This window comes from Persicitalea jodogahamensis, from assembly GCF_014651615.1.
GTDB classification, from domain to species: Bacteria; Bacteroidota; Bacteroidia; order Cytophagales; family Spirosomataceae; genus Persicitalea; species Persicitalea jodogahamensis.
In genome coordinates this window covers 1,840,796-1,853,889 of sequence record NZ_BMXF01000001.1, presented here as the reverse complement: position 1 = coordinate 1,853,889, position 13,094 = coordinate 1,840,796, and the positions used below count along the sequence as shown (strand labels likewise).

At 52.8% G+C, this 13,094-nt stretch carries 7 protein-coding genes; 5 read left to right on the top strand and 2 right to left on the bottom strand.

All coding sequences use genetic code 11. The features are described 5' to 3' along the window. Nucleotides 1-8: 8 nt before the first annotated feature. A complete protein-coding gene (locus IE117_RS07600; protein WP_189563692.1) occupies nucleotides 9-1,880 on the bottom strand; it encodes a DUF5060 domain-containing protein in 1,872 nt (623 codons plus the stop codon). A 196-nt stretch (nucleotides 1,881-2,076) separates the two neighbouring features. On the opposite strand from IE117_RS07600, the gene IE117_RS07595 reads away from it, so the two are divergent. Further along, nucleotides 2,077-2,556 carry a DM13 domain-containing protein gene (locus IE117_RS07595; protein ID WP_189563691.1) on the top strand — a complete coding sequence of 160 codons (480 nt, stop codon included), beginning with the start codon at nucleotides 2,077-2,079 and terminating at the stop codon, nucleotides 2,554-2,556. Nucleotides 2,557-2,903: 347 nt separating this feature from the next. Continuing rightward, nucleotides 2,904-3,698, top strand: a complete 795-nt coding sequence (locus IE117_RS07590) for a sialidase family protein (RefSeq protein WP_189563690.1) — start codon at nucleotides 2,904-2,906, stop codon at nucleotides 3,696-3,698. A 74-nt stretch (nucleotides 3,699-3,772) separates the two neighbouring features. Here IE117_RS07590 and IE117_RS07585 read toward each other — a convergent pair whose 3' ends face one another. After that, a complete protein-coding gene (locus IE117_RS07585; protein ID WP_189563689.1) occupies nucleotides 3,773-5,515 on the bottom strand; it encodes a family 43 glycosylhydrolase in 1,743 nt (580 codons plus the stop codon). A 58-nt stretch (nucleotides 5,516-5,573) separates the two neighbouring features. On the opposite strand from IE117_RS07585, the gene IE117_RS07580 reads away from it, so the two are divergent. The 3 genes from IE117_RS07580 to IE117_RS07570 all read left to right on the top strand — a co-directional run bounded on the left by IE117_RS07580 (nucleotide 5,574) and on the right by IE117_RS07570 (nucleotide 13,084). Next, on the top strand, nucleotides 5,574-8,318 hold the full coding sequence (locus tag IE117_RS07580; protein WP_229580486.1) for a TonB-dependent receptor: 2,745 nt from the start codon (nucleotides 5,574-5,576) through the stop codon (nucleotides 8,316-8,318). Nucleotides 8,319-8,918: 600 nt separating this feature from the next. After that, nucleotides 8,919-9,827 carry an NmrA family NAD(P)-binding protein gene (locus IE117_RS07575; protein WP_189563688.1) on the top strand — a complete coding sequence of 303 codons (909 nt, stop codon included), beginning with the start codon at nucleotides 8,919-8,921 and terminating at the stop codon, nucleotides 9,825-9,827. 434 nt (nucleotides 9,828-10,261) lie between these two features. Next, entirely contained in the window at nucleotides 10,262-13,084 is a 2,823-nt protein-coding gene (locus IE117_RS07570; RefSeq protein ID WP_189563687.1) for a hybrid sensor histidine kinase/response regulator transcription factor, read from the top strand. Nucleotides 13,085-13,094 lie beyond the last annotated feature (10 nt).

Genomic DNA, 13,094 nt, shown 5'->3' with positions numbered 1-13,094 from the left:
GGACAGGATTAATTTTTGGTGATCAAAGCCACCCAATCCTTAGCATCGGGCGCGTTGGCAGGTTTTGAGAATGCTTTTTTGGCAGACAGGTTGCCGCCTTCACGAGGGTTGTACCACTGAACAGCCCACTTTCCGGCGGGAATGTCGATCGCCAGCCCGCCGCCTTTGGGCATATACACCGCATACACAGCTCCCTCTTTGCCGAAAACGTAATCGTCGGGATTGGCCGTGGCTTCGTCCAGCGATTTCATATCTGCGAAGGGTATGTACTGTTCGAAAAAGTCACGGGCAATTTTGGCCTGCTCATACTTGTGCGCCCGCGTCCGGTGGTCCTGGGCATTGAGGTCGTTGGTTTCGGCCTGGTAGCCGTAGTAGTATTCAACGCCCGCGCCCCCTGCCATGAGCGTAGCCCACAGCACCTTGTGGCGGATTTCGTCCAGATTATCGGGTAGTTTGTTTTTGAAAAGCGGGCTATCGGCGTCCACCGTTACACCCGTGGAGGCGTTGCCCTGCTCGTCGTTGCATATCACCCACGGCTTGCCGCTTTGCGCCGAAAGCTCGACCCAGCGTTTCACCTGTTCGTGGACGTCATCCTTCTGCAACTGCAGCGACGCACCGGTCAGCTCTGACTGGAAGCCTACCAGATTCAGGTAGTAGTAGTCGAACGAAGGTTGTTCCGGGGCGCCTTTTTTTCCGTGTCCCAGCGGAAATGTGTGCTGCACCACATGATTCCTGTAAGGATCAGTCGACCGGATGTAAGAGGCCGTTTCCCGGATCGCCGCCACGTCCACTTTCGTTTCTTCGCTCAGATTCCAGTTCAGGGCCAGGTGATGTCCGAAACGGGCAATCAGTTCGCGGTAATATAGTTTTCGGTCGTTGGATAATTCATGCTGTCCCATCAGGGCCACGCCTTCGTTCTCGAACGTTTTGAAGTGCAGGAACATGCCCTTGGTTTCGGCGTAGTCGAGCACCCGTTCCCACTGATCGAGTTTGGAGCAATCGAAGCGGTCGTGGTGCACGGCTTTTTCCCAGGATTTAGACTCCTGAGAAGATTTAATGAACAGGGAGTCGTTCCTGACGATATGAGGATAAATGCAGCCGTCATCGCCATCGACCGAGAACGTAAGGAACGAAAAGGCGTTTTGTCCTTTGGCGGCCAGGTAGTTGATCGCCCCCATAATATTTTTACCCTTGCCGTTTTTCCAGGTATACTCACTTACTTCCTTATCGGCATCCTGAGCGTGAGGTTCCCAGGTTTTCATCAACTGCAGGTATTCTTTCCCCAGTTTACCGTATCCATCGAGGGTACCGTCGAAGTCCACATAATGGAGCATATTTTCGGGAGAGTCGGCTCCGACTTTGATGAAGTTTTCCCCCGTCCCGGCGTATTTCAGATACCGGGTACCGTTGTATTCCAGGCGTCCCCTGGCGCGGTTGTCAGGCAAAGCCTTATCGGTGTTTGCCACACTGATACTGCCTTTTTTGCCATCCATGTAGCCCGCCGGTTGCCCCGCACCACCCACGGCAGCATTTTCGCCCCCCCTGAAAGAAACGGTATAGTTCCATCGGCCCATTTTGGACGGGGCAAAATGCACCCGCCAAACGTTCCCGCTGGTAGCCGATGAGTTGGCCGCCTGGCCGTCTGCTGCAAAATACCCCGGCACCACCAACACGGGCGAGCCACTCTCGTGGGCAAACGTGACATCGAGGCGATAATAACTGAAAGGGTTGGGCAGGGCTGTTTCTGAACTCAGCGGGCCTTCAAAGTCAATTGATATTTTGTGCCAGATCTTCTGCTCACCGGAGATTGTCTGGGCGGCGGCAGGCTGGCCGGAGAAAAGGCTGCACAAGCACAGAAGGGCAATAAAACGTTGCTTCATTAACAAGAAGAGGATTATAGGTTTATTGTAATACAAGGGTCAGGGAGACACGGAGCGACCTCTCTTCGCTGACGAAAGATAAGTTCAAGCCCAAACTACCCTTCGCAGTGTGTCCCGGCTGAATGGAAAGCCCCACGCAACCCCATGGCAAGGTAGTCCCGTATATAAAGTACCCAACCCAATCAGATAAACGAACATGAATACCTTCCTGAAAAACATCGCCCTGATATTGGCCATTGCCGTAGTCTTTTCCTGCTCACCCAAAGACAAGGAACTGGTACCCGCCGACAACCTAAACGCAACGCCGGGAGGTAGCACCACGGGCGGAGGTGCGACTTTCGACCCGTCCACCCAGACACTGGTGTCGCAGGGTACTTTTAAAAACGGCGTTCATCCCACGTCGGGGACGGCCAAGCTTTATCAAAAGGACGGAAAATACACGTTGGTATTCAACAGTTTTACCACCGACCCTGGGCCGGATTTACGAATCTACCTGGCCGAAGATACCCAGGCCAGAAACTTCATCCAGCTGGCTGAGTTAAAAAACACCGGAAACTTCTTCCTGACACTTCCTGACGATGCCAAAGTCAATGACCGCAAGCAAGTGCTGATCTGGTGCAAGCAATTCGCCGTGCTGTTCGGATCGGCAGAATTGATGGTTCCTATGCAGAAATAAAGCGTTAGTAATCTAATCCATTGAGGATTTACCGCCGGATCGGCACTACGTTGAAATCGATATTCCAGATGACGTTACTATGCTCGGACTAGTTCTCAGTGATTTGGCATAAAACAGGGACGCAAAGCCGCTAACCTTAGTCCGCAAGCTATTAGCCTCTGTCCTCTTGATAAGGCTTGTTCCAAATTAGCAATAATTCTTACTTCATGCCTCAAGGCGAATTGGTAAATTTTTCGGTGGTTTTGCAACGTTTTACATAACGTTTACATCCTTTTACAATTGAAAAGCTTCGGAATAGCTGATGCTCGATAGCTTTACAGCATTGTATCACCAAACCCATTTTAGTCATGAATAACCTTGCCTTTTTGCTCCTTCTACAATTCGCATTTGCCCTAGATACGGGGTTAGAATTGACCCAGTCATCCCCTCTCGCGCATAGTCAGTCAAAACAAAAAAGCGAAGAGGCCGTAGCTGCAAACCTCATTTTTAAATCTACCGATGGCGGACAGACCTGGCAGGACATCAGCGCAGGGCTGCCTGCAAACTTGCGGGAAGAAGGTATTCAAAGAGATGGTTTCGTTGAAAAAGATCGTGAGCTATATATACGTACCGGAAACGAGATCTACCGCAGTCAGCCCAATTCCACGGCTCCCTACTGGCAAAGAGAGTTTTTCTCGGGCATATTTAACAGCATTGGTTCTGCCAAGACCGGGAGATTGGCAGAAGCCGACGGGGTACTTCTGGCTACCAACCAAAAGGGAATTATCCGGTCGACCGATGCGGGTGAAACCTGGGATTTGGTGATTAGTGAGGGCGGAGTAGGCATCACCGTTGAACGCATTAAAGGTGGATTCGCGGCGATCACGTACAATACCGAGTCGGAGACCAGACGGGTGCGCACCTCCTACGACGGCGGCAAAACCTGGCAGCCCATTGATGCCGGCTTACCCGCAAGCCTTTCCATTGCCTCCATTGTTCAGGTGGGTGAAGACCTCTTTTGTGGTCACCCAACCGGCATTTTCAGATCCTCAGACCAGGGAAAAACCTGGCAACTGATATTTCCTGCTATCGAAGATAAAGTCTTCAATTTATCCGTTTCGGACAACGTAATTTATGCCATCCCCAGAAGTGGAGGATGTTGAAAAATTCGGGTTAATGTTTATCTGTTTTTTCAGCAAAAGCTCCCTAATAAAACAAAGAACCTCGCTCTTCGCCCCTACTCCACTTTCAGCGTCGGAAACCGCTCGGAAATCCCGTTTTCATTAAGTGCCTCGATGGTATAGTAATAGGTAGCTTTGGAGTCCATCGCCTTGAACCAGTACTCATTGTGGGTCAGCACCATAATGTTGTTGTAAAGCTTTTCGGGATGGGTACCGTAGTGAATGGTGTAGCCTTGTGCCCCGCCCACGGGCGACCAGCGAATCCAGGCGCTGCGCTTGTCTTTCTCGGTGCGAAGTACCATGAACTGCTTTACCGCTTCGGGCTTCGGCCCGGCTCCCTTGCCAAATACCCGAAAACCACTCAACGCAAATTTCCCCTGCGGCATGTGCACGTTTTCCAGTTTGAGGTACCGGGTCGAAACGGGCCTGGCGAGTTCGACGTAGTCGTGGGGTACATCCGTTTTGTTGGCCGATTTATCCATAAGTACCTCCCACTTTTTGCCATCTTTGGAGTGATAAAGAATATACTGATGGTACTGATCCGTCACTTTTCCCAACGAGGTGGCATCCTGGTCGGCGTAGTTGATTTGCACGGCATTCAAGGTCGACAGTTCTCCTAAGTCAGATTCAAACCACTCCCCTTTGTTGCCGGTTTTGGCACTCCAATAGGTCTTGATGTCCTCATCCACCGCCAGATTAGGCTGGTATCCACCCAGCGACGACGACGCCCGCACCGGCTTGTTAAAATTCAGCAGCATCCAACCCGTGAATTCGCCGGGCTTATTTTTGTAAGGCAAGTAGTGCGGGTAGTCTCCGTAGGCAGTATTACTGTACATGACATCATCTTTGTCAAAACCCGCAGGCCAGATACCCAGCCGCCGTTCAAAATTATTCTTCCGGTTAATAGTAATAGTCGACACATGCCAGTAGTTCTGGTCATTGTCCTGAAAGGTAGCTCCGTGTCCCGCGCCGCGCGCGAAGCCGCCCAGTTTCATGCTCAGCGGGTCGCTCTGATTCTTGAAAAAACCGAGCGGCGAATCGCCCACCGCCACGCCGTCGGCATAGCCGCTCGACTCGGTGCCGGGCGCACCGTACTGCAAATAGTACTTGCCATTGTGCTTCGTCATGTGCGCGCCTTCCATGAACCCATCCAGAAAGGTGTCGTCCATGTGCTCACCGAAGCGCTGCCAGCCGTAGCGCCACGATTCCAGCAGGTACACTTCCTTGCGGGTGCCGATGGGTTCCATCGTCTGGCGGTTGAGCTCGATGCCGTAGAGCGGGTAGCGGTTGCTCGATCCATTGTACATATAGAAACGACCGTCGGTGTCGGTGAAAAAATCGGGGTCCCAGCCGCCGATGGCGAAGCGCTCGACCAGCGGCTTCCATTCATTCGCTTCGGGATTGGTACTCATCCAGATTGTGAATTCGCCGGTATAGGTCGAGCCGAATACCAGCATGGTATCGCCCACGATCCCCACGGCCGGGGCGCACAGTTCGTCGTACACGTCGTTCCAGGGTCGCAGGAAGCGTCGCGAATGGAATGTCCAGTCCGACATGTCCTTACTATGCCAGTAGCCCCATTGGTTGGTACTGAACAGGAAGAAAGTACCCTTATAGTTGACGATTACCGGATCGGCCGTGGCGCGGTGGCGCCCCCACTCCGAGAAATTGGGAATCGGTGTGTAGCCGTAATCGATATTGATCGGGTTGCAATAGGTAGTTTGGGCAGTGGCAACCGGAGGAGGGGTAAGCAAGATAATCAGCCCAAAAACAAAAAATAGAAATGCCTGCTTATTCATAGTCGAAACGGTAAGTGTATAGTTCAAATGTACTAAATGAGTGGACTGTATTCTATCTTTGACCCTCGAAACGAACCTTATTTTTATGATTATCGGCTACCCAAAACGATTGCTGTTTTTATTTTTCTGCTTTCCATTTCTGATTAAATCTGCTCACGCCCAAACCGATACCACCAGCCGGGATGGTGGTACTTTGAACCAGGTCACCGTGGCAGCCTCCCGCACCGCCGAGCGCGTGATGGAGACGCCCGTGACGATGGAACATATTTCCGCACCACAACTGCAACGCACGGCTTCCATCGACCTCATTTCGGGTTTGGCCAAGTACAAAGGCATCGATGTGAGTCAGTCGAGTTGGCTTATTACCAGTTTCAGTACGCGCGGCTTCAACAGCAACAAAGCCGAACGCGTGGTACAACTCGCCGATTACGTGGACGTCACCTCCCCTACCGCCTCGCTCTACTATGGGAACTGGGTCGGCATTTCCGATTTGGATCTGGCAAACGTCGACATCGTGCACGGGGCCAGCTCGGCGTTGTATGGCTCAAACGCCCTCAATGGCGTGCTGCTGATGCATTCCAAAGACCCTTTCACTACCCCCGGCCTGACTGCTTCGTTGCGCGGTGGCAATCGTCATCTCATTGATTTCCAAGTACGCTACGCGAAAACGATTGGCGACAAATTGGCCTTCAAAATCAACGCCAACTACTTCTCGGCCGACGAATTTATCGCGTCCAGCGATGCAGCCATCAAGCGCGTTACTTCGGGCGGTCTGGCCGGAGCCGATCCCGCCAATAACAACCAAGGATCGCCGCTAGGCTGGAACGCCATCAACCGTTACGGCGACCAGGGCTCCACGGTCACAAACACGATGCTGACGGCTCTGAACGACAACAAAGCCTATCGCGTCTATGCGCCGGGATACGCCGAGCGGGACTTGCTGTGGGCCAAGGCGCCGGGTGATCTGTTCACCATCTGGGGCGACAGCTACAAAGCCGGAAATATCAGAATCAACCCTACGGTGCAATACAAAATTAACGAGCGTACCAAGCTGACCTATGAGTACCGCTATACGTTCAGCAATGGCATTTTTCAGAGCAGCAGCCGCTACGCGCAACGCGCCATGCAGTACGACCTCCACCGCGCCGAACTTGCGGGTAAAGACTGGTTCGTGCGGGCTTACACGGTATTTGATTACGGGGGAAAAGCCTACGACCTGAGCAGCCTGGGTAATGGCATCATGGGCAGCGTGATGGCTCCCAGCAAGCCCGATGGCGGCCAGTACCCAACGTACGGCCAGAACTACTTCGCCCTCTGGAACCAGATTTTCGGCGCAGCCCGTACCAATGGCTTGCCGGGCAATGCCACGCTCAATGGCATCTATGCCGCCAACCCCGACGGTAACGCGCCGCAGCCCTACCAACTCAGCCAGGCGGTGACCGGAGGACAAAGTATTGCCGAGGCTCAGGCTCTGGCATCCCGCATCGCCCAGGACGTAATCTTGCCAGTCGGGAGTAAAGCATTCAACGATTTGCGCCAGCAGATTGTGAGTGGCGTAGGTACCATCGAGGTCAACGGTGCCAGAACGGTGCGCGGCGCGGCCTTCGCCAACACCGCACGGTTCTACGACCTAAGTACCCAGAAGGAATGGCAGCTGGCCCCCGCCACGCAGCTCATCGCCGGGGCCAGTTTCCGCACCCACCGTCTGCGCTCGGCCGGCACATTGCTGGCCGACGGCGACAAATCCCCCATCGCGCCCGGCACCAACGACGTACAGATGCGCGACCGAATCGTTAATTACGAGGGAGGAGCTTACGGCCAGATTCGCCAGAATCTGCTCGCCGACCGCCTTCGGCTGGCCTTCGCCGGGCGGTTAGACAACTTCCGCAACTTTGGTACCCGCTTTTCGCCCCGGGCTTCGGGCGTACTGTCCCTGGGAGAAAATCGACAGCATAATTTCCGGCTGAGTTACGCACAAGCCTACCGCCAGCCCGCACAACTCGATCAGTACATCTATCTGGATTTTGGATCACTGCTGGTAATGGGGAATATCGACGGCGGTTTTCAGGGTCTGAACGCCGTTTCGACGCTGCCCAACGGTCAGCCCAATCCTGATTTCCTGAAACCGCAAACCATCAAAAGCCTTACTCCCGAGCAGGTCAACACCTGGGAGATCGGCTACAAGGCGCAGGTATTGAAAGGTTTGTACGTAGATGCCAGCTATTACCGCTCACGCTACCGTGACTTTATCGGAACCCTCCGCTTTTATGGCCGTGAGGACGGGCTGCCCGTGACAGGAACACCCTTTCCGCCTTCCGGCGACTTCGGCAAGCCCACCACCGACCGTACGCGAGGCCGCCTGATTCAGGTATGGGCCAACGCCGACCAGGCCGTGAACACGCAGGGCGTGGTACTGGCCGCCGACTACTATACGCCGCAAAAACTACACCTTTACAGCAACTACACCTGGTCGCACATCGACGAAGGAGATACTGAAGGCCTGATTCTTGGCTTCAACACACCTGCCCACAAAGTAAACCTGGGGCTAGACGGTTCCCGTGACCGATTTATGTACAGCTTCAACTACCGCTACCAAACGGGCTATACCTTTTTCATGCCTTTTGATGAAGGCTACATAGATTCTTTCGGCACGCTGGACGCGCAGGTCGGCTACCGGATTCCGGCATTGAAAAGTCTGCTGCGGCTGGGATCGACAAACATCACCAATGCCAACGCGGTGTCGGCGTATGGTTCGGCGGCGATTGGGCGGGTGGTATATGTGGGGTGGCTGGTGGGAATCTAAGGGTTCCGTTAGGTTCCAAGGGCCTTGATAAAAGCTATTATGGATAGGTCGAGGTTGGAAAACATTGTAATCTACTGCCTGAGAGTCTGGCTTTACACAGTGCTACTTGCCACTCCAATCTGGTTTTTATTTTGGAATGAGGATGACACGAGCCTAACTATTCTAGCACCATTTGCTGGTCTGTTTTCTTCAATACCTGCCCTCATTTCGTTCGCGCTACTAGGTATAGTAGTCGAGAATAACTTCGGTTATTCATCTGAAAATGTGAGGAAGACCATCTACTCCATTTTGAGTATGGTATTGAACTTCTTAACATTTTGGTACCTCCTGGGGAATGATTTTTGGGTTGGGTTCATTATTCAATCCATTTTTTCAGCGCTGTTTATCTGGACATTCAGGATCAAAGCAATTGGAGTTTTGGAAAGATACGGGTTGATTATTTTCACCACTATGATTGGCTTGGTCAGGGTTTATTGGCTGGTTTCGCAATGGCAAGGAGGATGAAAAACAGGTTGACCGATTGATAGAAAAGGTGGGTTCATTAACATTTGCCCTCTCCTACCCGTTTGGTTCAGATATTCCACTAAATTCAAGAGCCACATGAACACGCAATCCAACCGAAAAACCATCGTCATCGTCGGAGCCACCGGAGATTTGGGGGGGCGCATTGCCCGCGCTCTGGTCAGGCGGGGCGCCAGCGTCAAGGCTTTGGTACGGCACAGCAGCGATCTGGACGAAATCGTGTATCTGAGAAATGCGGGGGTAGTGGTAGAAAAAGTGAATTTCGAGAATATCACCGAATTAGTTTCGGCCATGCGGGGTGCGTCCTGCGTCGTGTCAGCTTTGTCGGGTCTTCGAAAAGTGATCGTCGACCTGCAGACTCTTCTGCTTACGGCGGCGGTCACAGCGGATGTTCCGCGGTTTATTCCTTCCGATTTTTCCATCGATTTTACCAAGACGCCCGAAGGCTCTAACCGCAATCTCGATTTGCGCCGGGAGTTTCGGGCCCGCCTCGATGCGTCCCCCATCGCCGCAACTTCCATTCTCAACGGCATGTTCGCCGACCTGCTTACGGGCGAGGCCCCACTCATTCTCTTTCCGCTCAACCGCATCGTGTACTGGGGCGACGCTGACCAGCCGCTCGACTTCACGACCATTGCCGATACCGCCGAATACACAGCTGCGGCGGCCCTTGATGACACTACGCCGCGCGACTTACGCATCGCCGGCGACACGCTTACGATCCGGGGATTACGGGAAGCGGCCAGTCAGGCCACCGGAAAAGACTTCAAGTTGTTGCGCGTTGGCGGATTGGCGGTACTCGATTTTATGATTAAAGCCACGCGGACTCTTATGCCCGCCAGCGATGAAGTGTTTCCTCCTTGGCAGGGAATGCAGTACTTGCGCAACATGCTCAGCGGCCGCGCCAAACTCGATCCGCTCGATACCCACCGCTATCCTGATATCAGGTTCACTACCGTGCGAGAAGTCGTGAAAGCACGAAAGTGAATTTGCTGTATTCCCGCAATGTGGCAGTGGAAATCATAATGCGCGCAGGTGCGCTCCAATTTGGCAAAACCACTATTTAAACAGCAGAGCGCGTTCGTGCGGTACGTCAGCCGGACAGGTAATTCAGCCCCGCGCCCAGTCAGGCTATTTCTGCATTACCGGGAGACGTTTTTTTGGTATATGCCGTTAACCTAGTGGATTATTTCAGGTAAGTACCTGTAAAATCCGGTACAGACACATGTTCAAAAATTGAGCATCACTAATTTTTGCATTAAATTCGCTTTCTTTCCGAAACCAGCGAATGCTCCACACAACCACACCGAATGACTTTCCTATCACAGATGGGATCGCATGAGAAATCGACACGACGCCCTGTTGGGTGGAGAATAAAAGGGATTTCTTTCAGCTCTGTCCTATTTTTATTTCTTTGCCTATTGGCGCGCGCAACTGCCTTCAGCCAGCCCAGGCCGTCGCTCTACGTCGATCCGGTACTTTGGTCAGAAATAGAAGCCGGGCTTCGTCAAAATCCTGCACCCTCAGACTACACGTTCATTCCGGAACTCATCACAGACCATTTCAGTGACGGGCCTGATTCTGTCTACCGCACCTCTTATGCCGTCATGATCCAGCTGGAGCGTTTGTTCAATCTCGACGCCGCCATCCACGTCGGGGAAGAAATGGCCCGGCTCGCCAAAAAGCATAAAAATTCAGGTCGGGAAGCCGCGGCCTATACTGACCTCTCGCGGTACTACGATGCGTTGGGGGCCTACAAGCTCGCAGCCATGTACCTGGAGAAAGCGCTTACGGTTTATCAGACCCTGGGAGACGAATCTTCCATGCTTTCAGTTGAATTTGCCCTGCTCAAATTCCAGCTCCATTTTGTCAGGAGAGAAAAGGTGATCCCGGGGATGGAGGCATTGCTCACTAAGGCTTTGGCAGTAAAATCGCAGCGGTTAAGCCAAAAATTACAAATGCAGTTGCTGGAGCAATACTTGCTGGCGGGCAACATCAGGAAGGCCGAAGCGTACCTCCCCTCCCTGAATAATCTGCCCGAATCCAATCCCATTCGGCCTGAAGAATACCCCTTACTGATCAATGCCTCCAAATTGAAGGGCGACCTGGCCTTGGCTAAAAGTGACCTGGCGCAGGCCGAGCGCCATTATCTGAAAACGCTGCAATACAGTCAGGCGGAACCGGGTCCCTGGATGGAAATCCACACGCTGCTGGACCTTTCCAGCCTCAAGCTTCTGCAGGGACAAGTGGTTCAAGCCAAGGACTATCTTGAAGATGCCCTGGGGAAGGCAGAAAGACTGCAGCTCGATGAATTGCTGACCCGGACCTACACCCTTAAATCAAAGATCGCCGAGCAGGAAAACAATCCTGCCGATGCCCTGCGTTTTCTGAAGAAAAAGATTTTCCATGAAGAAAAGTTTAGCGCCCAAAGCGCTGGCTTTAACATTGAGAATTTCTATTTGCAGGCAGAACGTGACAAGCTCGCCGCCAACGAAAAGAACCGGGGGTTGGAGCTAAACCTGAAAAAATCGCAGCTTACTTACTCCCTTGTTATCCTCGTGCTGGTGGCACTGCTGGCCGTTGGGCTGGTAATGGGGTACATCCGGCAAAGACGGGGCAAAGTTGAACTCGCCGACAAAAATCGCCTCATCCAGCTGCACGCCAATCAGCTGGAAAGTCTTGATCTGGCCAAGTCCCGTTTTTTTGCCAACATAAGTCATGAGTTGCGGACACCACTGACCCTGATCGCGGGGCCCATCGCGACGCTGATGAGAGAAAATCAGCTATCCGAAAAGCATACGACGCTCCTTAAAATAGCTAATCGTAGCGTAAGGCAGCTGGAATCGATGGTAAAGGAAATTCTGGATTTGCGGAAACTTGAAATGGGTAAGATGCCGCTAGACCTGGAAGCAACCAGACTGAAAGCGTTTTTCGAAGTTCACCTCGACCAGTTCCAGTCGCTGGGTCAATGGAAAAAAATACATTATTCGCATGAGGTGAGGGTTCCGTCCGGAACCGTGGCTGACCTTGATCAGGAAAAGTGCCGGCAGGTTCTTTACAATCTGCTTTCCAATGCCTTCAAATTCACTCCGGCCAATGGAAAGGTCAGGGTCGAGGTTGAATTACAGGGCGAAGAACTCCTGCTCCGGGTAAAAGACACGGGGCCGGGTATTGCCCCGGACGATCTTCCCCACATATTCGACCATTTCTTTCAAACCAGCCAGAAAGATCGGTCTCTGGCAGGCGGGACAGGCATTGGCCTGGCCCTGTGCCATGAATACACCAGGCTGATGAACGGGGCAATTCGGGTGGAGAGCAAGCCGGATGAGGGGACCGTTTTTTTTATTTCCTGGCCAGTCGATGTTTCCTCAAAACAACCCAGTACGCCGGTCCCACTGTATGTCCCCCCGGTCGAAGCCGGGTGCGAAGGCCACGCATCCCTCGGTGAACCAGTGATTGAACCATACCCTACCGACCCGGCCACAGGTCCCCGGCCTACCATTCTTGTGGTGGAGGACAACCCCGGTTTGCGGGAGTATATCGGCTTGATTTTATCCGAAAAGTACCTGGTCCTGTTTGCTGAACACGGCGCAGCCGCTCTGGAAAAAATCAAGCATGGCAAACCGGCCATCGATTTAATTCTGAGTGATCTGATGATGCCCGTGATGGACGGGTACCAGCTGCTTGAAAGGTTAAAATCAGGCGATGCGACGCGGCATATTCCTGTTATAATGCTGACCGCCCGAGTCGAGCTGGCCGATCGTTTACACGCCCTGCGAATTGGGGTGGACGACTACCTGACCAAACCTTTTGATGAAGAAGAACTGGTAGTGCGGATCGAGAACCTTTTGAAAAATCAGTCGACCAGAAGGCAGGAAGTCTTCGTAGAAAATAAGGAAATCGGGGATGAATTTCAGCTTGCAGAAGCTGATCAGAAGTGGCTGGAAAACTTCGAAACCTATATCCGTACTAACCTGGAAAGCGGCCTGCTGGACATCCCCTCCCTGAGTGAAACTTTTGCGATGAGCGAATCGACCCTGCTCCGGCAGCTGAAACGGCTGACGGGCCTGAGCCCCTCGAAGTACCTACAGGAAATACGCCTCAACGAAGCGCGACTGCTCCTGGAAAGCGGAACCCCGGTTTCTGTGGCCGTGCTGGCTTCTCGGGTTGGCTACAAAAACGCTGGCTCCTTTGCCAGAAGCTTCAAAAAACGCTTCGGAAAACTACCGAGCGATTTTGCCTAGACGCTTGAAG